Below are 25,810 nucleotides of genomic sequence, written 5' to 3'. Positions count from 1 at the left end.
TGTGGTTCCTCTGCGTTTTCTTTGCCCCTTTGCGCCTTTGCGGTGGATTTTTAATACTTTCACAGGCTATAAGTCGAGCCATTTACACCCCTCAATCGGGCTGGAAGCCGCATGCAACGGTTGTCTTCAGTTGATGCACTGAAGATGCCCGTAAACATTGCCTCCCAGGGCATCGTTTTGTAGACCACCGTTTGACGGGCATTGCAGCCTGATTATTTCACCGTCGGCACAAGCAGTGATCGAGGTCAATCATTGACGGTGTGCGCCAGTATCTTGGTCAAGCGATCCTGCTTGCTTTACTTGAGACTCGCCATATCAATGACGAACCTGTATTTCACATCGCTTCTCAGCATTCGCTCATAGGCTTTATTGATGTAGTCCATGGCGATCATCTCGATGTCTGAGACGATGTCATGCTGGGAGCAAAAATCGAGCATTTCCTGGGTTTCACGGATTCCGCCGATGAGCGAACCGGCTAACTGGCGGCGCTTGAAGATCAGATTGAAGACACCTGGAGAAGGGTGCGGCTCTGCAGGAGCGCCAACCAGTGTCATCGTGCCATCGCGCCTGAGCAGTTGCAGATAGGCATCCAGGTTGTGGGGGGCGGCCACCGTGTTCAGAATGAAATCGAGTCGGTTTACATGAGCCGCCATTTGCTCGGGGTCGGTGGAAATGCAGACCTCATCGGCGCCAAGCCGCTTGCCATCCTCGATTTTGCTGGTGGACGTAGTGAATAACACGACGTGAGCCCCCATCGCATGGGCGATTTTGACACCCATGTGGCCAAGCCCACCCAGCCCGACAATCCCGACTTTCTTGCCCGGTCCTGCACCCCAGTGTCGCAACGGAGAGTAGGTGGTGATTCCAGCGCACAGGAGGGGGGCGACACTCGCCAGGTCCTTTTCGTCGTGCTTGATGTGCAAAACAAAGGATTCCTTGACGACTATCGTCTGGGAATAACCCCCGAAAGTGTTTTCACCGCCAAAAACCGGGCCGTTATACGTTCCGGTGAAACCGCCTTCGCAGTATTGCTCCTCACCTTCATCGCAGGAATGGCAATGCCCGCAACTGTCGACCATACAGCCTACGCCAGCCAGGTCGCCGGCCTTGAAGTTGCGAACCTTGTTACCTACGGCAACCACTCGGCCAACGATTTCGTGACCAGGAACTGAAGGGTACAAGGTGTTATGCCACTCGCCCCTGGCCGTGTGCAAATCCGAATGACAGACGCCGCAATAAAGAATCTCGATCTGCACATCTTCTGCGCCGGGGTTGCGGCGATTTACCTCGAAAGGTGCAAGTTCACTCGTTGGACTTTGTGCTGCGTAGGCTTTGGCTTTGATCATGACTTAATCCTTTGCTTTCATTGCCGGGGGAAAGAACCGGCTGGTGCGATATCCGACAACTGTTCAGCAAACAAGTTTTATCGGCTCTCGGATAACGACAGCGTGAAGCCTTGCCAAAGGCAATTGCCGATCATGCTCCGGCAACTCAGGAAGCATTACGTTCGCGTGGCATAACGATCACCAACGACGTGCAGATCTTTGGCGATTTCTACGTTGGCAGTTTCCTGGACAGCGAAGGCAACAAGCTTTGGTTTTGCTCGCCCGCAAATTCTGGTGAGTCGCCAAGGACTTGACCGCCTTCAATCAAGGCGTGTGGCCCGGTACGCCAAGCCGTTTTCCCGGATGCCTCCGCTGTAACAGGGGGGCCGCGTTCTAATGAATGATTTTTACCAACGTACCGCGCAAGATAAAAGTTCTTGTTGGTGACCTGCGGCAACCCGAACCTCTGAACTCCTTTACTTGCCGGGGCTTGTTCGGCCCCCTTGGTCAGGGATTATTGCGGTTGCTCAAGGTTTGGCAGTAGGGTTGGCAACCATCAGCAAACATGAAGGCTACCCGATCGGACAGAATTGCTGCGCTGTGATGATCGGCACTGACAGAGCGACTCGTTTGGAAAGGTGAATTTTGCCGATAGGGGTAGTCAGCCCAACCCCTCTAAATTTCCCGCCAAAGTCGATTCGATGCTCCACTCAAGGGCGAGGCGCTAGCCCATCGTGCGATTGATGATGGCATGGGCATCGCTGATGCCTGCTGCGGCAAGCTGTTGAATTTGTTGCCCCATCCTCGCGGCCAGTTGGCGGAATTCATTCATGCTCATCCGTAGCCTGCCTCTTTCTGGTGCCGGAATGCCAAGACATATACCACATCGTCAGCCGCTTCATGGCGGTACAGGGCCACATAGCCGGAATCCCCGAAGGCAATCACCAACTCGCGCAGCTCTGGCATTTCAGGGAACGGTCGGGCAATGTCGGGGGCTGCTTCCAGCAGCAGCAATTGCCGCTCGATGGGATGGCCGGCCCGCTTGGCTGCTTCCGGGGCCTTGGCGGCCAGGAACTGCCGGCATCGCTCCAAGCCTAACGCCGCGCCTTCGGTGACAATTACTTGTGGCACAAAGGCACCGCCTTTTCGTCATCGGTTCCCCAGGTGTTCAACCATGCGCGTACTTCCTGGCCGGTCAGGTGCTGACCGGTTTCCTGATAGGCCGCCCAAGATGCCAAGGCTTCCTGCTTGAAGTTCTCGCGTGCTTCCTCGCGCTCGACGTATTGCTGGATGGCTTCGAGCATGATCCAGTGGGCCGAGCGGCGGCGCAGGCTAGCGAGGTGCTGAACGCGACCTTTGAGCGTGTCTTCGATCTTGAGGGATGTTGCCATAGTGGGCCTCTTATCACATGGTAATACCAAGTAATAAAGTAGCCTCTCCGCCCTTGTCCGTCAAACGAACGTCTAACGGTCGCAGCCCAATCGACAATCAAAGAAACAATAGGGAATAGACCACGGTTTTCAGAGCCAATGAAACTGAAAATCGCGGTCTATCACTTGTTGCTTTCCTTTCTCTACTAACCTGAGAGGCCCATGAACAGGCGTTCTTTACATGGCCTGCCATGGAAGCCGCATGAATATTGGCTGCCATGGCATTACATTCACAGACGCCCGTATTCATTGGCTTGCAGACCGATGCTGTCAGCGTACGCGCCTGACGCTGGCACCCAGCCTGGTCAGCTTCTCCTCGATCCGCTCATAACCGCGATCGAGATGGTAAATCCGCTCGATCAGCGTTTCGCCCTGCGCCACCAGACCGGCGATCACCAAGCTGGCCGAGGCGCGCAAGTCGGTGGCCATCACCGTCGCCCCGTCGAGGCGCAGCACGCCGGTGACCAGCGCATTGCTGGCGTCGATCTTGATGTCGGCGCCGAGGCGGATCAGTTCGACGGCGTGCATGAAGCGGTTTTCGAAAATCGTTTCGCGGATTACCGCCGATCCTTCGGCCACGCAGTTGATGGCCATGAACTGCGCCTGCATGTCGGTCGGGAAAGCCGGATAGGGCGCGGTGCGAATGCTGACCGCCTTGAGTCGCGGTGGTGCCTTGATTGAAATCACGTCAGGCTCGGCGGATACGTCACACCCGGCTTCGCGCAGCTTCTGGATCACCGAATCAAGGTAGGCGGCTGAAGTGTTGGTCAGGCGAATGTTGCCGCCAGTCACGGCAGCGGCACAGAGATAAGTGCCGGTCTCGATGCGGTCGGGCATGATCGCATGTGTCGCGCCGTGCAGGCGTTCAACGCCCTCGATGCAAATGCTGTCGGTTCCGGCACCCGATATACGTGCGCCCATGGCGATCAGGCAGTTGGCCAGATCGACCACCTCGGGCTCGCGTGCGGCGTTTTCGATGATCGTTTCACCGTCAGCCAGCACGGCTGCCATCATCAGATTTTCGGTACCGGTCACCGTCACCATGTCGGTCACGATGCGCGTGCCGTGCAGACGCTCAGCCTTGGCCAGGACGTAACCGTTCTCGACGTGGATTTCGGCGCCCATCGCCTGCAAGCCCTTGATGTGCTGATCGACCGGTCGGGCGCCGATGGCGCAGCCGCCGGGCAGCGACACCTTGGCCTCACCACAGCGGGCTAGCAGCGGGCCAAGCACGAGAATCGAGGCGCGCATGGTTTTGACCATGTCGTAAGGCGCGGTCGGATTGTCCAGGCCGTGACTATTGAGGATCAGTCCGTCGTTCCCCTCCATCGTCACTTCGACGCCCATCTGCCCGATCAGGCGCAGCATGGTCGAGATGTCGTTGAGGTGCGGCACGTTGGTGAAGTGCACCGGCTCGGCAGACAGCAGGCTGGCGCAGAGAATCGGCAGCGCGGCATTCTTGGCGCCGGAAATGGCTACTTCTCCGGAGAGCACTGCCCCGCCCTGAATCAGCAGCTTATCCACAGAGTGCGCTCCGTTCTTCGGGGGTCAGCGTTTTCATCGACAGGGCGTGCAGTTCGCCGCTATCGAAATAGGGTCGTAGCAGGACATTGACCAGTTGCTGCCGCTGGACACGGCTCTTGCCGATAAATTCGGAGCTGACAAGGATCGCTTCGAAGTGGTCGCCATCACCCTCGACACTGAGCCCTTCGCAAGGCAAGCCGGCAGCGATGATTTTTTTGATTTGTTCGGGTTGCATCATGATTCAGTACCTCAACTTGTAGCCACTGCGCAGCAACGCGAACGTAGCCAGCGCAACGGCAAGAAAACTTATCGCAACGACGGCCAGACTCGTTCCGGGCGCCACGTCGGAAACCCCGAAGAAGCCGAAACGGAAGCCGTCGATCATATAGAACACGGGATTGAAATGCGACACTTGCTGCCAGAACAACGGCAGCGAGTGGATTGAATAGAACACGCCGGAAAGCATGGTCAGCGGCATGATCAAAAAGTTCTGAAAGGCGGCGAGTTGATCAAACTTGTCCGCCCAGATACCGGCAATCATGCCCAAAGACCCCATGATGCCGCCGCCGATAACAGCAAAGGTCAGAATCCAGAACGGTGCAACGAAAGTCAGCGGTGCAAACCAGCCGGTTACCACCAGCACGCCAAGCCCGACCATCAGGCCGCGCAGCATCGCTGCCACGACATAGGCCAGGAAGAATTCGACATAGGAAATCGGCGGCAACAGAACGAACACTACGCTGCCCGTAACCTTGGACTGGATCAGGCTGGATGAACTATTGGCGAAGGCATTCTGCAGCACCGACATCATCACCAGACCGGGAATCAGGAAGGCGGCGTAACGCACGCCATTGACCTGCACCCCAGCATCCAGAACGTGCGAAAAAATCAGCAGATAAAGCAGGGCGGTCAGCACTGGCGCAGCTACCGTCTGGAAACCGACTTTCCAGAAGCGCAGCACTTCCTTGTAGAGCAGGGTGCGAAAACCGATCATCGTGCTACCGCTCCTTCCCGGAGACCCGCCCCTTGCATGACACCGACAAAGACATCCTCAAGATCGGTCTGCGTCAGCCGCAAATCATCGATAACGCAACCGGCCTGGCGAATGCCCGCCAGCAAGGGCTCGATTTCATCGAATCCGGCCAGGCGGAAAACCCGGTAACCGTCGTTTGTCGTTGCGCGGGCGCGCAGCGCTTCCGGCAACAAATCATCGTTTGCCAGGCGCACGTTCAGCGTATGTCCCGAGAAGCGCGCCAGCAGGTTGCTGGTCGTATCGAGCGCCACCACGCGTCCTTGCTTGAGCATGGCAATGCGTCCGCACAGCGCCTCGGCTTCCTCAAGGTAATGCGTGGTCAGGATGACCGTATGCCCCTCGCGGTTAAGGCGCTGCACGAACTGCCACAACCCCTGGCGCAACTCGACGTCGACGCCGGCCGTCGGCTCGTCAAGCACGATCACCGGCGGCTTGTGCACCAGCGCCTGCGCGACCAGCACGCGCCGCTTCATGCCGCCCGACAGCCGACGCATATTCACGTTGGCCTTTGTCGTGAGATCAAGATTCTCCAGAATCTCGTCGATCCAGGCGTCGTTGTTGCGGATGCCGAAGTAGCCGGACTGGATGCGCAAGGTCTCGCGCACCGAAAAGAAGGGATCGAAAACCAGTTCCTGCGGCACCACGCCCAGACGGCGACGCGCCTCGCGGTAATCGGCCAGCACATCGTAGCCCATCACGCTGAGTTTGCCCTGATCCGGGCGAACCAGTCCGGCCAGACAGGAAATCAGCGTCGTCTTGCCAGCACCGTTCGGCCCCAGCAGGCCAAAGAACTCGCCCTCGGCGATCTCCAGAGAAATGCCATCAAGCGCCCGCAGGCTACCGAAAGACTTTACAACCTGCTGAATGGAAACGGCGACGCCCATGGCATTTCAATACGAAAGTCGCGCAAGCGACTCTAGAATCTCCCCTCGCCCTCGGGGAGAGGGGCCGGGGGTGAGGGAAAAGGGCATGCAAGCAACTTTCATGATGTGAAGCAGGGACAAATTCATGCCCGTGGATTCAACGGAAGCGCACGCCGCTCAGGCGAGCGGAAGCGAATCGGAAACGCCGTAAAGGGCCGCCTGGCTGATCATGCTTGCCGGAGGATAGACGATGCGCAGAGGCACGCCACGTTCACGAGCCGTACGCAGCCAGCCGAAAACAACGCTCAGAGCCGAAGAGTCCGTTTCTTCAACAGCGGAAAGATCGAACACGAGCGGGGTTGCCGCCGCGTTTTGTACCGCGTTTGGCGCCGGGTTTGCCACGACGACTCCGCCACGCAAAAAACCACGCCCTGCTTCGAGCAGGGCGCTGGCATTGGCGATCAGCATTGGGCCCGTTACACGCAGCCCGTCACCGTACATTTCGATCATTTTTTTCCAGCTTCAAGCTGTTTGTTCTTGGAAGAGATCATCAGGATAAGCCCGTCGACACCATTGGCGCGAACTTCCTGATTGAAGGTGTCGCGATAGTTGGTCACCAGACTCACGCCGGCCACGACGACATCGTAAACCTTCCATCCCTCGGCCAGTTTCTCCACTGAATAATCGAGCTGGATCGGCTTGCTTCCTGGGTTCACGACTTCAGTCCTGACCACAACATCCGTATCGCCACTTTGCATTTTTGACGGCTTGTAGCGCACGGTCTGGTCTTTGTAGCCGGTCAAGGCATTGGAGTAGGTGCGGACCAGTAGCGTCCTGAACTCGTCGGTCAGGCGCTTCTTCTGCTCGGGTGTCGCCTGTTTCCAGTCCTTCCCCATGGCCAGTGATGTCATGCGCTGGAAATTGAAGTTGGGCAGAACTTTGTCTTCGACCAGTTCAATCGCTTTCCTGGTATTGCCAGCTTGAATGTCCTTGTCCTGGCGAACGATGGTCAGGACATCTTCCGTAACCTTCTTGATCAGGGCATCCGGCGAATCTTCCTGAGCAAATGCAGAAGGACACAGCAGGAACAAGCCAAAAAGCAGCGAAAACAACGATTTCATCTATCTCTCTCTAAATAACCTGGATTACCAACTTGCGTTGGTCAGAAACAGCGACTCTGCTTGCATTCCACTTCGCCCCGGCCTTCAATAACGGTTTTCCCGTCATTGATCTCACTGAAACGGTTTTGCAGATAGGCATCGCGGATGTAGATGTATTTATCGAAGGCAGCCTGGTCTACAATCCTGTCGGTCGGCAGCAAACTGGCGCGAAGATCGATATAGCGCACACCAACCAGCGAATTACGCAAGGGGATATCATTGACATACCAGACCGGATCGGCGTAAGTATCTACGAACCAGCCGAAGGTATCACGCGTCGTACGCGGCCCGATGATCGGCCAAAAGAAGAACGGACCGTCGTCTACGCCCCATTTGCCTAGCGTCTGACCGAAATCTTCGGCATGTTTTTCCAGTCCCATCTCGCTGGCCACGTCGAAGACGCCGCCGATACCAATCGTCGTATTGACCAGCACCCGGCCGAAATCGGAAAGTCCCTGCTCACCCTTGCCTTGCAGGAAATTATTGACCGCGGTCCACACGTCGAAAATATTGCCGAAGAAGTTTCCGATTCCTGCCTTCACGGGCAGCGGCGCAGCGGCGTCATAGCCCTGGGCCATGGGCTTGACAACCACATCAATACCCTCATTCACCTTGAACATGGCACGGTTGAAACCTTCGAAGGGATCCTTGGGATTGTTCTCCGTTGTCGCGCAGCCGCTCAATACCACCGCGATGACTGCCACAATGAGCATGCACTTTGCGCTTTGAGTTTTCACGTACGACCCTCTCTGTTATTTCTTGTCCGAACCTTCGGACGCCTTGCTGAACATGAACTGACTGATCAGTTTCTCCAGCACAACCGCCGACTGCGTTTTGGCGACCACATCGCCAGCCTTCAACATCTTCTCGTCACCACCCGCGTCCAGCCCGATGTACTGCTCTCCAAGCAGGCCAGCGGTCATGATCGACGCAAAAGTATCCTTCGGGAAGCGATAGCGGCTATCAATCGTGAGCGTTGCCACCGCTTCATAGGACTCGGGATCGAAGCGAATCTCCGTTACACTCCCGACAACCACGCCGGCACTCTTGACCGGACCGCGTACCTTCAGGCCACCGATGTTATCAAACTTGGCCGTCAACTGGTAAGTCTCGGCAAAATTGGCTGACGACATGTTCGCAACTCTTAGTGCTAAAAACAACAGAGCGGCGAAACCGATGACCATAAAGAAACCTACCCAGATATCAAGCAACTTGCGACTCATCAAAGCCCCCGGAACATGAAGGAGGTCAAAACAAAATCCAGCGCCAGAATGGCCAGCGCCGAATAAACCACCGTTCTTTTAATCGAACTCGAAACGCCTTCGGCAGTTGGAACTGCGTCATAGCCCTCGAAAACAGCAATCAGGGAAACAGCTACCCCGAAAACGAAACTTTTGACAATTCCATTCCAGATGTCAAAGCGGAAATCAACCGACCCCTGCATCTGTGACCAGAAGGCACCTTCGTCGACACCGATCAGGACAACACCAACCAGATAGCCCCCAAATACGCCGACTGCAGAGAACAAGGCTGCCAGCAGAGGCATTGAGATCACCCCACCCCAGAACTTCGGAGCCACGACACGGGCAATCGGGTTGACCGCCATCATATCCATCGCGGTGAGTTGTTCGGTGGCCTTCATCAGGCCGATTTCGGCCGTAATCGACGAACCGGCGCGTGAAGCGAAGAGCAGCCCGGCAACCACCGGACCCAGTTCGCGCGTAAGCGACAGGGCCACCAGAACGCCGAGCGCTTCGGATGAGCCATAGCGCTGCAAGGTTTCATAGCCCTGCATGCCGAGCACCATGCCGATAAAAAGCCCGGAAACCAGAATGATCAGCAGCGACTGAAAACCGGAAAAGTAGATTTCGCGAATCGTCAGATGCAGACGCCGGAATGATTGCCCGGAATAAACCAGAATCATCACGAAGAAACGTGCGGCAAAGCCGATCCGCTGCAAACCGTCGTTCAAATGATGGCCGGCGCCCCTGATCAGCGCGATCACCCCGGATATGCTTTTTTCAACCACGATTGCCCTCCCGCATCAAATCCTGCTCGAAGGGAGGCGCCGGGTAATGGAAATGCACCGGGCCATCGGCTTCACCATAAACAAACTGATGCACGTAAGGATCGTCAGAAGCGCGAATCTCGTCGGGCGTACCCTGCGCAACGATCTGCCCGTCGGAGACAAAATAAACATAATCGACGATCAGCATCGCCTCCTGAACATCATGGGTCACCAGCAGCGTCGTTGCGCCGAGGGCGTCATTGAGTTTGCGGATTAGCTGACCAATAACGCCCATCGATATAGGATCCAGACCGGCAAACGGCTCGTCGTACATGATCAGCATCGGATCGAGCGCGATAGCACGGGCCAGGGCAACACGCCGTGCCATGCCACCGGAGAGTTCGGAAGGCATTAATTCATGCGCTCCGCGCAAACCGACGGCATTGAGCTTCATCAGCACCATGTCACGAATCATTTCTTCCGGCAGATCGGTATGCTCGCGCATCAGGTAAGCGACGTTGTCGAAAACGGAAATATCCGTAAACAACGCACCGAACTGGAACAGCATTCCCATGCGTCGGCGCATGGCATAAAGCTCGCTGTGGCTCATATCCGGTACCGACTGGCCATCGACCAGCAATTTGCCGCTGGTCGGCTTGAGCTGCCCGCCAATCAAGCGCAATAGCGTCGTTTTACCGCAACCCGAGTTGCCCATGATGGCGACAAGTTGCCCCCGAGGAATCTCCATCGTGATCCCGTTAAGGATCGAGCGCTCGTCGTAAGCAAAATTAATGTCCGTAATCTTGACCAAGCTATCAACCGGCACAGCAGCATCCCATAGGGAAAATTAGTCCGCGATTATACCCGAACGACGGTTGCATCCCGAAAAAATACATGGCTATATCATGCCATGCGAGCCGCATGAATAGGCGATCTTCACGCACTATGCCTGAAGAGTAGCGTATCTATTGGTGCGCAGCGCCAAGGAAGACGACGTGCGCAAATAAAATTTGCACACCCTACCGCGGCTGGCTATCGGCCAAAATATGGCCTCGGCACAAATGAAACAGGCATCCGAAGATGCCCGTCTGATCAAGCGTTTGCTAGCAGGTTTATAACTTCATGCAGACCGTATGCATTCCCGCTTCGAGAGCGGGGGTTGCGGGAACCGCCGGGCCATATACGTTAGCTGTTGCCGCAGCGGTGGCCAAGTTTGTGGCCCCTGAAAGACCCGCTCTCACGTTACCGGTGGCACTGTCCCCATCATCGAGTTGCGCGTCAACAGCTTGAGCGATTTTCCAGGGAACGCTGCCAGCGCAGACTACTGGCCCAGTCATCCCATAGGTTGAACCGCCGGCAGCACTAACTTGTGACTGAACACCAAGAAACCCGCCAGCGGCATTGTTGGGGGGTAGTGCCACGGTGGCGGTGGCACTACCGTTCATGAAGCCGGCCATGCGGGTATGTTGCCAGAAGTTGTTACTTTCGGCTGCCGCGGCAAGTGGCGTTACTGCACTATATACTCCGGTTATGGCACCGTTTCCGCCGCCGTTAACTGCGCCCGTAAAATGAGTGCTAGCTAATATATCGTCGCCTGGAACAGCCTTGTAGCGATCCAGATAAGAATAGTAAGCTGCCGAAACGCCCTTCATGTCATTGACTACGTTTTTAATCTTGGCGTTGTCGACCATTTCCTGCCCCTTCAGCACGCCGCCTAGCAGTAGACCGATGATAACCAGCACGATGGCGATTTCGACCAAGGTGAAGCCGGATTGTTTGAGTTTGATGTTTTTCATTTTTGCTCCTGGGAAAAAGCTGAAGATTCAGCGAGGATTTGAATTTAACAGATCAGGCGCCACCCGCAAGTGTTTAATTTTTTTACATATAAACCGGCTTTGAAAATTTTCGACGATTGGCTGTTGCGGTCTGCTTATTCGAAAAAAACCTGACGCGTTGCTCCGGTTTTTTTGCCAAAGGCTACACCGGCATTCTGGGCAAGCCCACGTTGAAGCGCAGGTGGCCACTTTCGGTCAGCTCTGCCGTCAGCGTTCCGCCGCAGGATTGCAGCGCTTGTCTGGCCTGGTAGAGCCCGATGCCCAGCCCGGCCGCATCGCTACTCCAGAACGGCTCAAAAAGTCTTTCCAACTGCTGCACCGGCAAGGCGTCGGGGGATTCGAGCCTTATCCCGAGGTGTTCGCCAATAGCGGCGATTTCAATTAGAAGCGTTGGCTTAGCGCTGCCATCGCGCCGTGCATTATCGGCGTAATTTTTGAGTATGTTGTCAAAGGCGCGGTCCAGGGTGTTTTCCGGGGCGAGCATTTCCGCATCGCCGCTGATTTCGCAATTCAGACGGTGCAGGCGGCACAGTTGCGCCAGTTCATCGCGCAGGGTGTAGGTTCGCAGAGGCTGATCTTCCGGCTGCCGGCTCTTGAGCGTGCGCACGATGCGATCAGCCCGAATGCGGATCAAGGGCACGGAAGTGCGCAGATCATCCAGCACCTGCGGCGCTCTTCCGGCAGGCACGGCAACGAGCTGGTCGGACATCAACTGGATGTACTGGGCGATGTTTTTCATGTCGTGCTGCAGGAAGGTGTTCAGCTTGGACATCTGCATGAAAGCGACCTGCACCGCACCGGCCTTGATCCACATATCTGTGCGCAGCAGCAAGAAAAACGTTTCCGCGAGCGCCTCATTGAAATAGCGCGGTTCGCCGCGTGAGACCCGTTGAAAAAGAGTAATCACCAGACGGGTTTCCTTGACCTCTATTTCCCGCGTAACACGCTCTCCGGTTTGCTTACCCTCTTGTCCCTCGATGCTGATGCCGAACCAGTCCAGCTTCCAGGAAACACCACGCAGGCCGGCTTGAGCGAGCAGTGCCCACGCCGCCCGCAGGAAAGCCAGCGTATCGAAATCGAGCTGATCGTTAAGCCGGATCAGTGAAACGTTGATCCGGCTGATGCGCAAGGCTTTGCCACGCAGGGCAAACAGCACCCCGCCAATAGTCACACCGACCAGGATCAGATAAGGATAGAGCTGTTCAATCATCCCGCTGGATACCGAATTTCTTCATGAAATAGTAAACATTCTCACGTTTGACGCCGAGCCGCTTGGCGCTTTGCAGGACGTTAAAGCCGGTTTCCTTGAGCACCTGCCGCACCAGACGTTCTTCCGCATCTGTACGCACGCCCTTCAAGCCCTCGCCAATCTGGATATTGAGGGCAATGCGGGTAACGCCCTGGCGACCCATTTCGCGCTCCTTCTCCATGAACAGCAGGGCGCGGCGCACTGACTGCAGAATCGTTGCCGCCGATGCCGGCTTGGCCAGAAAATCGAAGGCGCCTTCGCGAATCGCCTCAAGCGCCGCAGCCTCCTGATCCTGCCCGGTAAGCACGATCACTTTCACCGACATGAACCCGGCCTCGATAGCCCTCAGGGTTTCGATGCCTTCGGTGATGTCATGGGGGTGCGGCGGAAGGCCCAAATCAAGAATAACCACCGCGACTTCCGGCGTGGAGCGAAGCCAGTCGAGCGCCGTCAGACGATCCTCCGCCTCGCTTACGGTGAAGTCGTTAAGTTCCAGAATGCCGCGCAGCATGGTGCGCAACGCCGAATCGTCTTCGACCAGCAGGAGGTGGCGGGAAGCGGAATTCATTGGCGGGGCGGGAGGATCAGGGTAACTGGCCCGCCGTGACCATGCGGTTGAACAGGATGTTGGGGGAAAGCCAGGTGACGATGTCGTCGAACTCGCCGTTGGCTGCAGCCGTAGTGGCCTCTGTATGGCTGACAAAGACTTTGTCGTAATTCAGGTTGGCCGCTTCATCCAGCCCGGTTCCGCCGGCCGGGGCATTTTTACCGAGAGAATAAATAACGGCGACAGCATTGGTGGCCAGGCTGGTAGCCGTTCCACAGGTCGTAGCCGTTATGCCGGTGGCGCTGGCGCACACGTAAAGGTCAGATGACAAGGTGCCCAGGCCGGTGCTTTTAATGAGGCCCGTGGTTGTGAACGCCGAGGAATTACTCGTAGTCACGGCATACCTGATTCTATTTTGAACTACATTCCACGCATCAGTGGCAAAACCCGCGCTATCCACTGGAGATAACCCCAATGTCACCGCAGGCAAAAAACCATTATAGGAATTGGTGCACACACCTCCACCAGGCGGACTTTCCATTCCGTTCGACGCGGCGGTTGCAGGACAAGGCAGACGTCCATTGGCAGCGGCAAAGCCAAGCAGCGCCTCCTTGATCTGCTCCAGATATTTTTCGGTTTCTGCGATTCTCTTCTGCTCAACCTGCGTCGACAGCGGCATCAACACCCCGCCCACCAACAGGCCGACAATGACAAGCACGATGGCTATTTCAACCAGGGTAAAACCGCCAGAAGATTTCATGAGGTGCCTCGCATTGGAATTTTGCCTAGGGAAGTATGTGCATTGTGTCATTCGAGGATGCACTCGGGGTAAGGTAGCTGTCCGCGTTGGCTTGGGTATTCGGCGGAATGGCCGTCCAGCCGTCCTGGTTCGTTGCATCTTCCAGGTAATCACCAAGTATGATGCTTTGATTGGGAGCATTCCTGACAATTGCGCCCTTCGGCGTGCCCGGCATGATGAACAGCCCTTTTGTTCCTGCTATGCCGTTGACCGTCAGGTTTGCGCCACAATTTGCCGGAACCGCCGCAAGATAGCTGGTTCCAACCGCATAATAAATCACCTGACCCCACAAATTGTAGGTGAACCAGCCCGGTGCCGATGATAGTGCTGCTTCCGGCACCCTGCCGCGGCATTGCGCCGGGTAGCTGGGGCTGGGGCAGGCGGTGAAATAGCCTGAAGTGCCGACGTCCCGGCAATCAGGGTCATTGTAGGCAGCCGGATTTGGATATTTACTACTATTCGCGCTGTAATAGTTCCCCAGCAAGGTCTTTAATTCCTTAGCCACGCGTTTTTCAATAACCGGCATGAGGTCGCGCGCGGCAATAACCAGCAGCCTGTCATTTACCACCACATTTCCACTTGCGTCCTTTACGGGCCCCTGGATAAATGGGCCATTGATCGTGGCATTGTTTCGTGGCGTGGGGATGGTCGGTGGGCCGGTGTTGTCCAGATAATTGGAGGCCGTCGTCTGCTGTCCTGCGCCACGTAATTGGGTGGCGAGAATGGCGCCGGGCGAGAAAATGATGGCAACTGCTTCATACCCAGGTGGAGTCAGCAGCGTCGCTCCATCATGGTCATAAATTTGCATGGTGGCGCGGGTGTCGCTATTTATGGGCAGGCTGTTGCTGTTGCGTTTGCGGAATGATCCATCAATGGCATACCACAGGGTTTCACCATAGCCATCTTTGGGCTCTTCGATGCCCAGTGTTTTCCAGGGCAGGCGACCGATTCTGCCTGCCAAGCAAGCGCCCGCTTCGGTTCCATAGTTTGCGCTACCGGGGGCGTTGGTGTCTGGACAGGGCAGTTCACCCGGTCTGGGGTTGCCCGCAATATCACCTCTTGCAGATGACCAGCCGATCAACGCCTCCTTCGCCTGCGCCAGCGCAGCCGTAGTTATCTTGTCCCGTTCGATCTGGCTGTTTGCCTTGTTCAGCGCGCTGACCAGCATGAACGCAGCCCCCAGCCCGATGATGGTGAGCATGATAAGTACCGCCGAGCCGCGTTCGCGGCGATGCCGGTGTTTCGTCTGTTCGATGTGGGTCATGGACTTTCCCTGGCTCAACGGTTCGGGGGCAAGGGTGCGTTGGCACTTTCAAAACCTTCGCGTACCCGGCCCTTGGCGGTGTCGAAGCTTTGCCCCGGCTTCAGGCGAATCTGTTTTCCGGAAGGCAGCATCAGCAGGGTCGATGGTTTAACCGCCGGCCCTTGTACGGTCACGCCTTGGGACGTTTCGTTTTGTGGCAGGCCGTTGATCCATGCGGTGGTTTTTCCGCTGCCGCGCCGGACTAGGCCATCGAGGGTGACGTGTCCGGTCGCACTGACCGTGCTGCCGCTACTTTTTTGCCGCTCCTGGTCGATCAGTGTCCGTTCGTCGGGGCTGAAGAACAGGCGGCCGAGGGGTTCCGCACCGGCGCAAGCGGTGTGACCAAGCAGGAAAAAGATTGTCAGCAGCAGTGTCAGGTGGGCCATTGTTCTCCGCCTATGGCTTGCCGGGCTGAATCGTTTGGCTCTGGCTGGCGGCCGGTTCGCCGAGGGTCAGAAAATACAAGGTGCACTCGGCAGTGAGCCGGGGGGACTGTGCGTTTATCGGCACGGCAGCGGCGCGCTTGAGCGTACAGTCTTGAGGGATATAGAACCCGGTGCGGCTCAAATCACCCAGGAAGTTGAGCAGATCCAGTTCGTGCAGGAGGCCCATTTGGAGTTGCACCTTGCTGCCGTGCAGTTGCAGATCGCCCATCGATACCGCCGGGTCGATCTGAAAAACCTGCTGGGCAGACATTTCGTAAGCAATCGGCAGGAGTTTGCGGCTTTCCCTGATGCGCTGGACAAGTTCGATCCAGTCGAGGCGCTTTTCTTCTCCGATGAATCCGCGCTTGCGCAACTGCAGGTAAGTAGCTTGGTAATCGTTGATTTTCTGCTTGTCTTTTTCGGCCTGGTGGCGTTTGTCGAAGGCATCGCTAAGCTCTGCCTGGGCCTGGGTCATGCCGTCTTGCTGCTGGCGCAGGAAGGCTCTGCCGGTGCCGACCAGCGCCACGCTCGACACCAGGCTGACGACGAGAATGATGACCGCCTTGCGGATAAGCAAAAAATCAGTGTTCATGAAAGCTCGCCCGGTCGCCTTGTTTTTTTCCGTAGCCTGCCCGGTACCTGGCAAAAGAGGCTGATTTTGCTTGAGGCTGGATTCGCTTTTGGCCATCTTCAGCGCTCCGGGCTCAATATCAGCTTCAGGCTGAACCGGGCTTTGCTCTCGGCGTCTTCCTCATCTGCTTTGCCACTCAACTTGGCGCTTGGTGCAATATCCAGGGGCGACTTCGTGATTTCGGTTTTTAGCTGCGGGTTCGTGTCGAGCCCGGCGACGAACTGATACAGGCTTTCGCGGGCGGTTCGGTAGCTTTGCTTGAGCGCGACAATTTCGCCTTCGATGAGAAGTATCTGGAGGGGCTTTTCGGGGATGCCGATCAGCGCGCCGGACGGCTGCTCTTCAATGCCAGGAACTGGCATTGACCTGGGCGGCAATGAACCGGCCGCATCGCCTGCATTTTCGTTTTTTGTGCGCACCTGCCATTGCAACTGGTCGATGCGGATTTGCGGCAGGGTGTCGAGCGCGTGGCTGACCATGCCGAGTAACCGAGCTGGCTCGGGCGCTTGGCGCGATAGCATCCGCTCGATGTTGACCGCCGCTTTCATGTTCTCGGGGGGGATGACGGTCGGCGGCAGGCTGTGGATTATGGCCTGGTATTCGGCTTTGACTGCACTGGCTTCCAGGCTCATTTGCCGGCCCTGCCGATAGTAGCGCAAGGCCTCCAGGCTGTTCGATACCGCCGGCAGCAGCGCGCTGGCGACCAGGCCGGCACTCAGGATATGGCAAACCAGCCGGACTTGTCGCAGACGGTAGAAGCGGGTTTGTTCTGCCTGTGCATAGTGGCGGGCCGGACTAGCGTGACCAAGCAGGAAGAGGAATAAGGAGTCGCACAGCACAGCGGTGTTTTTCAAGCCAAGCCGGGCGGCGGCATCTGCCAGGTCGACGAAGCGGTAGGTGGCAGCCGACGTGTTCCGGCATGCCGCCTGGAGTTGCGGCAAGTAATCGTGGTGCGCCAAGACAATGTTATCGAGGGTTTCATCGCGCGGCAGCAGACGGGTGCTGAGCAGAAATTGCCGAGTATTGGCGGATTCACGCGCCGTGGTGTCGGCAACGGTATCCGGGTTGTGGTCTACCAAGGGCGTCAGGCGGCTGAACTTGAGATCAGTTCCCTGGAAATAGCTCTGTCGCAAACCGCTGGACTGGTGGGTGACCAACAACAGGTGGGCGCTGGCAAGGTCGAGTTTTCTGATCAGTTCGGCACTCATCAGAGCTGGCGAATAAATTCCGGTAAGCGGTGCTTGCTGCGCCTGGATCGCGTTCAGCCAGGGATTCAGCAGATCAACGTTGGTCAATGCACTGAACAGTAGCCGGTCATCCTTACGCCCCTGCGCTTCCCGACCCTGCTGGATGGTCTGACGGTATGGGGTTTCCCGGTAAATCTGGCCGAGGCGTCGCTGGATAAGGGCTTGCCGTGATTTGCCCAGCACGTGGGGCAGGTTGTCGCGCTGAAAATCTTCCTCGACCAGATCGGCCAACAGATAAATCGGGGTATCTTTCGATGCGGCGAGATGACGGGAAAACGCTTCCTGGCCTGCCTCGTCGTTAGTAAATTCCAGCCCCTTGGAATACTCGCCCTTTTCCCACGGATAGGCGGTGAGATGGTCGTTGGTCAGGAAGATCAACTGTCGGCGGAATACATTCATTTTTGCATTCTCGTCAAGTCTTGATCTTGCTGATGGTGTCGTAAATCGGGCCGAGTACGGACAGCATGATCCAGCCCAGAATGGCGCCAAGAATGACGGTCATGATGGGTTCGATCATGACCTGGACTTTTTCGACGGACTCCTTGACTTCGCGATTGTAAAAATAGCTGACATTGCGCAAGGCCTTATCGAGGGCGCCGGTGCTTTCGCCGACTCTGAGCATGCGCACCACCAGGGGCGGGAAGATGCCGACATTCTGAAAACTGGCGGTGATGCTCTGCCCCTCGGAAATAAGTCGCCCGACCCGCTGCAACCCTTCTTCGATAACCTTGTTGGCGACGATCTGCTCTGACAGCCGGAGGCATTCGAGAACGGTGACACCGGAGGCGTACATCAGGGCGAAAAAAGTGGCAAACCGGGCGAGGATGATCTTGTGCAGGATTGGGCCGATCATCCAGACGCGCAGGGTGTAATCGTCGGCCTTGTAACGGGCGCGGGGGTTCGTCTTGATCAGAATGCTCAGACCCGCCACCGACAGCACGGGCAGGGTGATTATCAGATACCAGTAATTGACGAAGATGCCCGAGACAAAAATCAGCACCTTGGTATGTATTGGCAGTTCCTGCCCCATGTTCTTGATGAATCCTGTAAGTTGCGGAACCAGGTAGATCATCAGGAAGAAGGTGACGCCGAGTACGATGGTGCCGACAAATGCCGGGTACATCAGCAGTTTTTTGGTCTGCGATGCCAACTCGTCTTGCCATTTCAGTGTTTCGGTCAGATTGAGGAATACCTCGGCCAGCTTGCCGCTGTGCTCGCCAGCGGCGATCAGACTGACGAAAGCCTGGTCGAAGGTGTCGGGATGCCTGGCCATCGCCTCTGAGAGTTGCAGGCCGCCTTCGATATTTTCGATCAGGTCGGCGACGATTTCGCGGAAGCGCGGGTGGTCGAGACTGTCGCGCAGGTCGCCCAAGGTTTCAAGCATCGGGACGCCGGCGCCACTGAGTTGCTCCATGTAAAAGCAGAAATTGATCAGGTCCGAGCGTTTTACCGGACGCTTGCCAAACGCCCTGGCTCGCCGTTCCCGCGTCTTGCAATCGATCAGATCCAGTTCCATGCGTTTCAGGCGCAACTCGAGATCGGGCAGATTGGAGGCGTCCATCTCGCCACGAATCAGTTTGCCATTGGCGTCCATGGCCTGATAAACGAATTGAGTCATCGCGTGTTTTTAGTGCCCGGATTGCTTGCGGGTGTAACTTCTGACCTTGTCAGTCAGGTCTACCACGCGTGAAACCTCGTCAAGCGAGGTGATTCCCTCCAGTACGCGCCGTATACCATCTGCGGCCAGTGTAATGAAGCCTTTGGTCAACGCGGCAGTTCTGATTTCAACGGCCGGCGCGCGTCGGGCTATCAGCTCATCAAGATCCGAGTCCATTTTGAGCAACTCCATGATTGCAATCCGCCCTTTATAGCCCAGGTAGTTACAATGCTCGCAACCGGTAGCCTGATAAATTTTGACGTCCAACTCGTCACTTTCGATCCCGAGGAGGTGGCCTTCCATCATCTCCGGCTGGTAAGACTGCTTGCAATGGGGGCAAAGTTTGCGCAGCAACCGCTGGGCGACAATGCCGATGATATTTCCAGCAATGATGTCAGGCAGGATTCCAATGTCGAGCAGCCTCGGAATTGCGCCGATGGCGGAGTTGGTATGCAGTGTGGAGTAGACCTGATGCCCCGTCATGGCGGCGCGAAAAGCCATGTCCGCCGTTTCGGCATCGCGGATCTCGCCGATCAGGATGACATCCGGATCCTGACGCATCATCGACCGGATGCCGTTGGCAAAATCCATTTTGGCCGCTTCGTTGACCGAGGTCTGGCGGATCATGTTCATCGGGTATTCGACCGGGTCTTCCAGCGTCATGATGTTGACGCTTTCGGTATTGATGTGATTGAGGATCGAATACAGGGTGGTGGTTTTCCCGCTGCCGGTTGGGCCGGTCACCAGAATGATTCCATCCGGTCTGGCCAGCATGAGTTTGAGCAGTGTCAACTCACTGCCCTCAAGTCCTAAGCTGTCCAGAGGAACGATGCCTTTTTGCCGGTCAAGAATGCGTAGCACAATGTTCTCGCCATGCGCCGTTGGCTGGCTTGAAACGCGAAAATCAATTGCACGACCCGAAAACGAGATGGAAATGCGGCCATCCTGCGGGGCGCGTGTTTCGGCAATGTTCATCTTGCTCACCACCTTGAGACGCACGGCCATAGCCGCCCAGTAGGTTTTGTGCAAGCTGCGGATCTGGCGCAGCACTCCGTCAATGCGATAGCGAATGCGAAGAAAGAACTGCTCTGGCTCAAAGTGAATGTCGGAGGCGCCGAGTTGCACAGCATCGGCAAGCAACGCATCGATCAAGCGTACCAGCGGCTGGCTATACTCATCGGAAACTGTCTGCAGGCTCTGGTAATCGACTTCCCCGGTTTCGATTTCGTGCAGGATGCCATCAATCGACAACTCGAATCCAAAATACTGCTCGATTGACCGCATGATATCGGACTCGCCGGCCAGCATGGGCTCAACGACGATCTCTTTGCCGAGCGTGGCTCGAATCTGGTCGAGTGCGACGATGTTGTTGGTGTCTGACATCGCCAGCTTGAGCACAAGACGTTCCTTGTCGAGCTCTAGCGGGAATACACGGTAACGCTTGGCGACATCCTTTGAAATGAGTTTGAGCGCTGATGAGTCCACCACCATATGCGACAAATCGGCGCTCTGTTGATTCAAGTTTTCGCTCAGTGCCGCGAGCACCGTGGCTTCAGTGACGAAACCGAGAGTGGTGAGCAGTTTCCCGAGCGGCAGCCTGGAATGCTGTTGCTCGAGCAGAGCGATGCGCAGCTGGTCTTGACTGATAACGCCCTTGTCTACCAGCAGGCTCCCTAAGGGAAGTGTCTTTTGTTCCGTCATGGCTAGTCGTTAGTCTTCGTCAGTCTATTGGCTAAAACAAAACTCTTCCTCATTTCCGCGCAAACGGGAATCAAGAAGGGCGACACATGAATCAGGAGCAAACACTGATTGAGAAAGTTTGTATATTGCTGTTTCCTGCATGACTGACTACTGATTTTCTGCCGCTTGGAGCAGTTCGGAGATACGGATTTGAGCTGAGGGTTTGTCGAAGTTTGCCGGCCCAGGCTGCGCAAGGGCGCGTCGATAATAGTCGAGCGCCAGCTTCCCCTGGTTCAGATGATCGAGGCTGACGGCCAGATTGAAGGAGTAGTCGGCGTTGTCGGGCGCGCATCCGTAAGCGCGAAAATAGGACTGTTGAGCCTCCGCCCAGCGTGATTGCTGCATATACAAATTACCCAGAGCAAAGTGGGCTGCGTCTGCCTGCGGATTTTGTGCCAGCAGTTTCTTTAATCGGCTTTCACTTTGTACTGGATCGGTCTGCCCTTGCAAGTTTATCAACGCGGCCAAGGCTTCCGGATCAGCCGGATCGAGTTCAAGCAATTTCCCGTACCAGGCTAGCGCCTGACCTGTCTGTTGCTGGTTGAGTGCGACTGCCGCCATGCCTAGAAGTGCATCGCGGTTGTTTGGCTCTTGTCGCAATACCTGCTTGTAAAGCTGCCGCGCCGCCACGACATCACCAACGAGAAAGGATTGATATGCCTTGCCAAGCATTGGATCAAGTTGGTTTGTTGGCGCATTTTGCCGGATCTGGATGGCCGGATTCTCCTTGAAGAAGTTGGGTTCTCGAGGCGGCTCGGAGCGTGCGGATTCGTTGAAGGCGGCGGCGGGTGGGCTAACCACCGTTGCAGCTACAGGTGCTGGCTTGCCGATCATGTCCGGAAGTTGTGACACTGTCGACGTGTTTTGCGGCTGGGGTACGCCGACATCGGCTGGGACGTCAGGTGTTGCGGCTTTGATCGGCAACGGGGTGCTGGCCGGGAGGACTGTGCTACTGAAAAGTTCAATCTGCCAAAAATAATAGCCGAAGCCGAATAGAGCGAGCAAAACCGAAGCTGCGGAGCCGGCGATCACCAGAGTACGCAACCGGTCAGGAACGGACTGCTTGGCAGTGAAGACCTTTTTGGCCTTTTGCTGCGCGGCCGCAACTCTCCCGTCATCTTGTGGCTGCGCCTTGCTGTGATCTTCAAGGTGAGTCGCTAGTGGACTGTTGGCCCCGGTCATGGCGCTTGTGGCAGGGCGTGGGTCATCACTTGGCGCAGCGTTGGGTGTGGGGTCGGCCTGCACGTCAAATTCCAGCTCCAATTCTAGTGGAGCGGGCTCAACACTGATCGCCGCAAAGTTCTTGACTTCGATTGGCGGGGGAGCCAAATCCGGCATGGTGAAGATCGTCTTCTGAGTTACTGCAATGGCCGGAGTATCCGTTTTGCAGATCGAATCGATGAGTTCTTCAGCCACATCAAAAGGAAGTAACGAAGGCCATGAGTTTGGCGTTGTGGCCGGATTTGGCGTTTCCGCAACCTTGGGCTGACTGCTTTGACTTGCCGATGGCTTCGTTTTCTCCCGCTTGGATATCTCGGCTTTTTTCAACGCCTCCATCAGCAAGCTCATGGCTTCATCACCTGGCTGGGTGCCGCGCTATACGGTGCCTTGAGTGCGCTTTCACCGGGCAGGAAGTGGCTGTAATCCTTGTAATCGCCATCAAGGCCGGCATCCTTGACGACGATCGGGCGCAAGAAGATAACCAGTTCAGACTTGGTGCTGGTTTCGTTCCGGTAGGAAAAGACGTTGCCGATAATGGGCAGGCTGGATAAGCCAGGAATGCCATCCTTGAGGTTGTCGACGGAGTCCTGCATCAGCCCGCCCATTACCGCGATTTGACCGCTGCCTACCTTGAGAATGGATTCTATCTCGCGCGTCTGAATCTCCGGAATCCGGCTTACCACGCCAGCTTCGGCAAGAGGTGGGCTAGGATCATTGACGTAGCCGGTGATACGGGAAATGGTGGGCCTCACGTTGAGAGTTACCGTGTCGGTTTCGTCGATCTGGGGAGTGACGCTCATCACGAAGCCGACCGGAACGGTATTTACGATGGTGTTATAAACGATCAGTTGTGCGCTGGTCGCGGTGGCCGGTGTAATGGTTACGTTGATGGTGAAGTAAACCTTGTTGTCCACCACCTTGAGCATCGCCGTTTGATTATTCAGCACGTTGATTTTCGGACTGGACAGCACTTTGACGTTGCCGAAAGACTCCAGAAGCTGGATGGTTGCGGCGATATTTCCTATCGCCGTGACCGGATTGGCATAGTTTAATATGAAGATTCCGGGGGAGACGCCAGGAATGACGCCCGTTGGCAAGGTGCCAACCCCGCCTTGGGTGATTTTGAACCCGTCGGTGCCAATACGCAGGCCAGACCAATTGATCCCTTGTTGATACTGGTCGGAAAGTCGCACCTCGACCACCGTCGCCTCGATCAGCACTTGACGCTTGGCGCTGGCCATTATCTGATCGATGAATTCGCGAATTTTTTCATGCTGGCGGCCGGTGGCGCGCACACTAAGAAGACCGTTTTCCGGGTTGGCGATAACCGATGAAGCCTCGCGGAAGGTAGTGCGCCGGGTTACGGTGATGTTGTCAGTTGTAATCGTCGCTGCCTTGGGGCTGCCGGCCAGATTGGTCTGAGATGACCCGCTACGACTGCTCGATTGCACGGGTGCCGTGACGGCACCCGTGCCGGTTGTGCTCTGGTTGCCCGCCTGTTCTGTAGTGGTCTCGGAAGAACCTTCAGGAAGTATTTTGTCGGTTTCCCGAAGGATGTCCTTCAGGTTTTGCGTTAGCGTTTCCCAGAACCTGTTGTTGGATTTGTTGGTGACAGAGGTTGTGGAATTGTTGTTGCCCGTGCCGCTGGCAGTAGTGCCGGCACCACTGCCGGCGGTTTGAATCTGGGTGGCGATGCTGACGTTGCTGATGGCATCCCGCGAGATGTTGAGGTAATCCACCTTGTAGTTGCGCAGGAAAGGGGAATCCGGCATCACGGCCAGGTTCGGGCCGTCCAGTTCATAGCGCATGTCCACCTGTTTGGCGATGCGCGCCAGCAGTTGCGGCAATGTCTGGTTGAGTGCGTTGAGCGTGACGGCACCTTCGATGCCGGGGTGGATGTCGACATTCACCTTGGCATCACGCGCCAGTGCGAAAAGCAGTTCCTGCACCGGCACTTTATTAACCACAACGCTGTAGGTTTCGATCTTGGTGGCGGGTTTTGGGGGTTGGAGAGATGCGGCTTGCTGGACGGTTTTCGGGATATTACCGGCGGGTCGCGGCTCATACGTAATGTGCCCTGCAGGTGGCCCTATCGATTGCGGAGTGCATGCGGAAAGCATAGCGCAAGCGACAATGGCGAGCATGACTTTATTGATGCACGTACGATTATTATTCATTGTTTCAGGAGGTTGTTTCGATATGAGAAGCTTGGGGGCGATGATTCTGTGTTCGTTGTTTTTCAATTTCATCCCTGATGCCCTTGACCGTGCGCAGCATGGGCCGATGAATCATATAGTCAGTCGGCAATTTGGCAAGTGCTGCGAGAGCTTGTTGCCGCGAGGAAAAACTGCCGAATGTGATGCCTAATTGGTTGTCTGCCGTGATACGGGTCGGGTAGACGAAAATTTGCTCCAGCCCGAATTGCTTGTCCAGCGCATTTAGAACGCGCTCTGACCTAGGTTTCGTGCCGTTCTCGGTTAATAGCATCAATTGAACGGTGAAGTGGCTGCCGTCTTCATCGGCCAGCCATGCCTTGGTGGCGTCGAGCCTTTGCTGTAGTTGATTGTGAGAGCCAATTGGAACATCAACGCTGATAAGTTGCTGCTCCACAAGACTGTTTTTATGCGCCGCATTTTCAGCATCAACTGTCGGTGCGGGCACATATTCAGCTTGTTCGGGTACTTGTGTGGGTGCGGAGGTTTCCCGAACTGTGGGGGGGCCTAGGAACAACAACGGGGCGGTATGCTCTGCGGATGCGAATTCTCCGGACTGAAGCGCCAAGCTCTCAACATGCGGCCAGCCGGCCCCAATGGCGATTCCCAGTCCAAGCAGGGAAACCGCTAAAGCAATCTGTTGCACCGGCAGAGCTCGGGAAGGGACGGCAAAATGACTGTCTTCGATTGCGGCCTTGACGTGTTTTGGCCGGATGTTATGGGTGTTGTCCGAAAACGCAGCCAACAACGCCTTGTCGGCAAGTACATTGATGCGCCGGGTGATGCCCTTGGATGAGGTGGTGATAAGCTTGATGGCGCCGGTGCTGAAGATATCTGGCCCATGATAACCGGCAGCGCGCATGCGGAACATCAGGTATTCTGGGATGTCTTTCGGGCCAAGCGGCGGCACATTGAAACCGTGGGTGATGCGTTCCTTGAGTTGTCGCATTTGCGGCAGGTTGAGATGATCATCCAACTCGGGCTGGCCGAACAGAATGATTTGAAGGAGCTTGTGGTGAGAGGTTTCCAAGTTGGACAGCAGGCGGACTTCTTCCAGCGTATCGAGCGGCATGGCTTGAGCTTCCTCGACCAGCAACACCATCTGCTTGCCGGCTGCATGTTTTTCGATCAGGCAGTTCTGCATCAAGCGCATGATTTCACCACCACGCTTGTTCTCGGTGGCAAGCCCTAATTCGCCAGCGATAGCGTGAAATACCTCGTCCCGGCTCAGGCTGGGATTAGCCAAATAGATCGCCTCAACATTGCCAGGGAGAATACTCTCCAGCATCCGGCACAGCATGGTTTTTCCACTGCCAATTTCGCCAGTAACCTTGACGATGCCCTCGCCGTGAATGATGGCGTAGAGTAAAGCCTCGAGAATGGCGCCGCGATTGCCGCCCGTGTAGAAGAATTCGGTATTCGGCGTAATTTTGAAAGGTGGATCGTTCAGTCCAAAATAACCTATATACATTAGGATAATTTAATTATAAATGTGTATTGTTTTTAACAATATATTGTAATATATTGTAGTAAATAATTAGAGGATAGAGGATAGGCATTTCAAAGACCCAATCCCAAGTATTCTCGTCCGCAGCATACC

General features: G+C 56.0%; 26 protein-coding genes. All 26 read right to left on the bottom strand.

Features of this window, described 5'->3' with window-relative positions:
• Positions 1-296 precede the first annotated feature (296 nt).
• On the bottom strand, positions 297-1,346 hold the full coding sequence (locus ACOYNV_RS09775; RefSeq protein ID WP_422899576.1) for an NAD(P)-dependent alcohol dehydrogenase: 1,050 nt from the start codon (positions 1,344-1,346) through the stop codon (positions 297-299).
• An 813-nt stretch (positions 1,347-2,159) separates the two neighbouring features.
• A complete protein-coding gene (locus tag ACOYNV_RS09770) occupies positions 2,160-2,417 on the bottom strand; it encodes a type II toxin-antitoxin system RelE/ParE family toxin (RefSeq protein ID WP_422899590.1) in 258 nt (85 codons plus the stop codon).
• 26 nt (positions 2,418-2,443) lie between these two features.
• Positions 2,444-2,716 carry a CopG family ribbon-helix-helix protein gene (locus ACOYNV_RS09765; RefSeq protein ID WP_422899575.1) on the bottom strand — a complete coding sequence of 91 codons (273 nt, stop codon included), beginning with the start codon at positions 2,714-2,716 and terminating at the stop codon, positions 2,444-2,446.
• A 309-nt stretch (positions 2,717-3,025) separates the two neighbouring features.
• Positions 3,026-4,279, bottom strand: a complete 1,254-nt coding sequence (gene murA, locus ACOYNV_RS09760; protein WP_422899574.1) for a UDP-N-acetylglucosamine 1-carboxyvinyltransferase — start codon at positions 4,277-4,279, stop codon at positions 3,026-3,028.
• Complete coding sequence (locus ACOYNV_RS09755; protein ID WP_422899573.1) at positions 4,272-4,517, bottom strand: BolA family protein; 246 nt, start codon at positions 4,515-4,517, stop codon at positions 4,272-4,274. The genes murA and ACOYNV_RS09755 overlap by 8 nt, the downstream gene beginning before the upstream one ends.
• A gap of 3 nt (positions 4,518-4,520) precedes the next feature.
• The gene (locus tag ACOYNV_RS09750; protein ID WP_422899572.1) at positions 4,521-5,273 is read right to left on the bottom strand and encodes an ABC transporter permease; all 753 of its coding nucleotides are present in this window, start codon (positions 5,271-5,273) and stop codon (positions 4,521-4,523) included.
• A complete protein-coding gene (locus ACOYNV_RS09745) occupies positions 5,270-6,196 on the bottom strand; it encodes an ABC transporter ATP-binding protein (protein ID WP_422899571.1) in 927 nt (308 codons plus the stop codon). Before ACOYNV_RS09745 ends, ACOYNV_RS09750 begins: the two co-directional genes overlap by 4 nt.
• Positions 6,197-6,352: 156 nt before the next feature.
• On the bottom strand, positions 6,353-6,685 hold the full coding sequence (locus ACOYNV_RS09740; RefSeq protein ID WP_422899570.1) for an STAS domain-containing protein: 333 nt from the start codon (positions 6,683-6,685) through the stop codon (positions 6,353-6,355).
• The gene (locus ACOYNV_RS09735) at positions 6,682-7,296 is read right to left on the bottom strand and encodes an MlaC/ttg2D family ABC transporter substrate-binding protein (RefSeq protein ID WP_422899569.1); all 615 of its coding nucleotides are present in this window, start codon (positions 7,294-7,296) and stop codon (positions 6,682-6,684) included. The genes ACOYNV_RS09740 and ACOYNV_RS09735 overlap by 4 nt, the downstream gene beginning before the upstream one ends.
• 41 nt (positions 7,297-7,337) lie before the next feature.
• Entirely contained in the window at positions 7,338-8,048 is a 711-nt protein-coding gene (locus tag ACOYNV_RS09730; protein ID WP_422899568.1) for an MlaA family lipoprotein, read from the bottom strand.
• A gap of 39 nt (positions 8,049-8,087) precedes the next feature.
• Positions 8,088-8,558, bottom strand: coding sequence for an outer membrane lipid asymmetry maintenance protein MlaD (gene mlaD / locus ACOYNV_RS09725; protein ID WP_422899567.1), 471 nt, complete (start codon positions 8,556-8,558; stop codon positions 8,088-8,090).
• The gene (gene mlaE, locus ACOYNV_RS09720) at positions 8,558-9,340 is read right to left on the bottom strand and encodes a lipid asymmetry maintenance ABC transporter permease subunit MlaE (RefSeq protein WP_422899589.1); all 783 of its coding nucleotides are present in this window, start codon (positions 9,338-9,340) and stop codon (positions 8,558-8,560) included. The genes mlaD and mlaE overlap by 1 nt, the downstream gene beginning before the upstream one ends.
• A gap of 16 nt (positions 9,341-9,356) precedes the next feature.
• On the bottom strand, positions 9,357-10,154 hold the full coding sequence (locus ACOYNV_RS09715; protein WP_422899566.1) for an ABC transporter ATP-binding protein: 798 nt from the start codon (positions 10,152-10,154) through the stop codon (positions 9,357-9,359).
• Between the two features lie 301 nt (positions 10,155-10,455).
• Positions 10,456-11,139 carry a prepilin-type N-terminal cleavage/methylation domain-containing protein gene (locus ACOYNV_RS09710; RefSeq protein WP_422899565.1) on the bottom strand — a complete coding sequence of 228 codons (684 nt, stop codon included), beginning with the start codon at positions 11,137-11,139 and terminating at the stop codon, positions 10,456-10,458.
• Positions 11,140-11,320: 181 nt separating this feature from the next.
• The gene (locus ACOYNV_RS09705; protein ID WP_422899564.1) at positions 11,321-12,388 is read right to left on the bottom strand and encodes a sensor histidine kinase; all 1,068 of its coding nucleotides are present in this window, start codon (positions 12,386-12,388) and stop codon (positions 11,321-11,323) included.
• Positions 12,381-12,995 (bottom strand): response regulator, encoded by a 615-nt coding sequence (locus ACOYNV_RS09700; protein WP_422899563.1) that lies wholly within the window; start codon positions 12,993-12,995, stop codon positions 12,381-12,383. The genes ACOYNV_RS09705 and ACOYNV_RS09700 overlap by 8 nt, the downstream gene beginning before the upstream one ends.
• 16 nt (positions 12,996-13,011) lie before the next feature.
• A complete protein-coding gene (locus ACOYNV_RS09695; RefSeq protein ID WP_422899562.1) occupies positions 13,012-13,734 on the bottom strand; it encodes a type II secretion system protein in 723 nt (240 codons plus the stop codon).
• A 25-nt stretch (positions 13,735-13,759) separates the two neighbouring features.
• Positions 13,760-15,037 (bottom strand): hypothetical protein, encoded by a 1,278-nt coding sequence (locus ACOYNV_RS09690; protein WP_422899561.1) that lies wholly within the window; start codon positions 15,035-15,037, stop codon positions 13,760-13,762.
• 14 nt (positions 15,038-15,051) lie between these two features.
• Positions 15,052-15,462 carry a hypothetical protein gene (locus tag ACOYNV_RS09685; RefSeq protein WP_422899560.1) on the bottom strand — a complete coding sequence of 137 codons (411 nt, stop codon included), beginning with the start codon at positions 15,460-15,462 and terminating at the stop codon, positions 15,052-15,054.
• Between the two features lie 10 nt (positions 15,463-15,472).
• Positions 15,473-16,093 (bottom strand): hypothetical protein, encoded by a 621-nt coding sequence (locus ACOYNV_RS09680; RefSeq protein ID WP_422899559.1) that lies wholly within the window; start codon positions 16,091-16,093, stop codon positions 15,473-15,475.
• Positions 16,094-16,191: 98 nt separating this feature from the next.
• The gene (locus ACOYNV_RS09675) at positions 16,192-17,778 is read right to left on the bottom strand and encodes a hypothetical protein (protein ID WP_422899558.1); all 1,587 of its coding nucleotides are present in this window, start codon (positions 17,776-17,778) and stop codon (positions 16,192-16,194) included.
• Positions 17,779-17,791: 13 nt separating this feature from the next.
• Positions 17,792-18,997: a type II secretion system F family protein gene (locus ACOYNV_RS09670; RefSeq protein WP_422899557.1), complete on the bottom strand. Its 1,206-nt coding sequence runs from the start codon at positions 18,995-18,997 to the stop codon at positions 17,792-17,794.
• A gap of 9 nt (positions 18,998-19,006) precedes the next feature.
• Positions 19,007-20,737, bottom strand: a complete 1,731-nt coding sequence (locus ACOYNV_RS09665) for a GspE/PulE family protein (protein WP_422899556.1) — start codon at positions 20,735-20,737, stop codon at positions 19,007-19,009.
• Between the two features lie 147 nt (positions 20,738-20,884).
• The gene (locus ACOYNV_RS09660) at positions 20,885-22,333 is read right to left on the bottom strand and encodes a tetratricopeptide repeat protein (RefSeq protein ID WP_422899555.1); all 1,449 of its coding nucleotides are present in this window, start codon (positions 22,331-22,333) and stop codon (positions 20,885-20,887) included.
• Positions 22,334-22,341: 8 nt separating this feature from the next.
• Positions 22,342-24,174 carry a pilus (MSHA type) biogenesis protein MshL gene (gene mshL, locus ACOYNV_RS09655; protein ID WP_422899554.1) on the bottom strand — a complete coding sequence of 611 codons (1,833 nt, stop codon included), beginning with the start codon at positions 24,172-24,174 and terminating at the stop codon, positions 22,342-22,344.
• Positions 24,175-24,178: 4 nt separating this feature from the next.
• The gene (locus ACOYNV_RS09650) at positions 24,179-25,681 is read right to left on the bottom strand and encodes an ExeA family protein (protein ID WP_422899553.1); all 1,503 of its coding nucleotides are present in this window, start codon (positions 25,679-25,681) and stop codon (positions 24,179-24,181) included.
• Positions 25,682-25,810 lie beyond the last annotated feature (129 nt).

Source organism: Propionivibrio sp. (assembly GCF_049316945.1).
In the GTDB taxonomy this organism is placed as follows: Bacteria; Pseudomonadota; Gammaproteobacteria; order Burkholderiales; family Rhodocyclaceae; genus Propionivibrio.
Note: the sequence above shows the minus strand (reverse complement) of the source record. Positions and strands in the feature narration are given on the sequence as shown.

What these genes read in the sequence shown, in the direction of transcription:
- ACOYNV_RS09775 (WP_422899576.1), bottom strand. Translation starts at nt 1,346, where the DNA reads ATGATCAAAGCCAAAGCCTACGCAGCACAAAGTCCAACGAGTGAACTT.
- ACOYNV_RS09765 (WP_422899575.1), bottom strand. Translation starts at nt 2,716, where the DNA reads ATGGCAACATCCCTCAAGATCGAAGACACGCTCAAAGGTCGCGTTCAG.
- ACOYNV_RS09755 (WP_422899573.1), bottom strand. Translation starts at nt 4,517, where the DNA reads ATGATGCAACCCGAACAAATCAAAAAAATCATCGCTGCCGGCTTGCCT.
- ACOYNV_RS09750 (WP_422899572.1), bottom strand. Translation starts at nt 5,273, where the DNA reads ATGATCGGTTTTCGCACCCTGCTCTACAAGGAAGTGCTGCGCTTCTGG.
- ACOYNV_RS09745 (WP_422899571.1), bottom strand. Translation starts at nt 6,196, where the DNA reads ATGGGCGTCGCCGTTTCCATTCAGCAGGTTGTAAAGTCTTTCGGTAGC.
- ACOYNV_RS09740 (WP_422899570.1), bottom strand. Translation starts at nt 6,685, where the DNA reads ATGATCGAAATGTACGGTGACGGGCTGCGTGTAACGGGCCCAATGCTG.
- ACOYNV_RS09735 (WP_422899569.1), bottom strand. Translation starts at nt 7,296, where the DNA reads ATGAAATCGTTGTTTTCGCTGCTTTTTGGCTTGTTCCTGCTGTGTCCT.
- ACOYNV_RS09730 (WP_422899568.1), bottom strand. Translation starts at nt 8,048, where the DNA reads ATGCTCATTGTGGCAGTCATCGCGGTGGTATTGAGCGGCTGCGCGACA.
- mlaD (WP_422899567.1), bottom strand. Translation starts at nt 8,558, where the DNA reads ATGAGTCGCAAGTTGCTTGATATCTGGGTAGGTTTCTTTATGGTCATC.
- ACOYNV_RS09710 (WP_422899565.1), bottom strand. Translation starts at nt 11,139, where the DNA reads ATGAAAAACATCAAACTCAAACAATCCGGCTTCACCTTGGTCGAAATC.
- ACOYNV_RS09705 (WP_422899564.1), bottom strand. Translation starts at nt 12,388, where the DNA reads ATGATTGAACAGCTCTATCCTTATCTGATCCTGGTCGGTGTGACTATT.
- ACOYNV_RS09700 (WP_422899563.1), bottom strand. Translation starts at nt 12,995, where the DNA reads ATGAATTCCGCTTCCCGCCACCTCCTGCTGGTCGAAGACGATTCGGCG.
- ACOYNV_RS09695 (WP_422899562.1), bottom strand. Translation starts at nt 13,734, where the DNA reads ATGAAATCTTCTGGCGGTTTTACCCTGGTTGAAATAGCCATCGTGCTT.
- ACOYNV_RS09690 (WP_422899561.1), bottom strand. Translation starts at nt 15,037, where the DNA reads ATGACCCACATCGAACAGACGAAACACCGGCATCGCCGCGAACGCGGC.
- ACOYNV_RS09685 (WP_422899560.1), bottom strand. Translation starts at nt 15,462, where the DNA reads ATGGCCCACCTGACACTGCTGCTGACAATCTTTTTCCTGCTTGGTCAC.
- ACOYNV_RS09680 (WP_422899559.1), bottom strand. Translation starts at nt 16,093, where the DNA reads ATGAACACTGATTTTTTGCTTATCCGCAAGGCGGTCATCATTCTCGTC.
- ACOYNV_RS09675 (WP_422899558.1), bottom strand. Translation starts at nt 17,778, where the DNA reads ATGAATGTATTCCGCCGACAGTTGATCTTCCTGACCAACGACCATCTC.
- ACOYNV_RS09670 (WP_422899557.1), bottom strand. Translation starts at nt 18,997, where the DNA reads ATGACTCAATTCGTTTATCAGGCCATGGACGCCAATGGCAAACTGATT.
- ACOYNV_RS09665 (WP_422899556.1), bottom strand. Translation starts at nt 20,737, where the DNA reads ATGACGGAACAAAAGACACTTCCCTTAGGGAGCCTGCTGGTAGACAAG.
- ACOYNV_RS09660 (WP_422899555.1), bottom strand. Translation starts at nt 22,333, where the DNA reads ATGGAGGCGTTGAAAAAAGCCGAGATATCCAAGCGGGAGAAAACGAAG.
- mshL (WP_422899554.1), bottom strand. Translation starts at nt 24,174, where the DNA reads ATGAATAATAATCGTACGTGCATCAATAAAGTCATGCTCGCCATTGTC.
- ACOYNV_RS09650 (WP_422899553.1), bottom strand. Translation starts at nt 25,681, where the DNA reads ATGTATATAGGTTATTTTGGACTGAACGATCCACCTTTCAAAATTACG.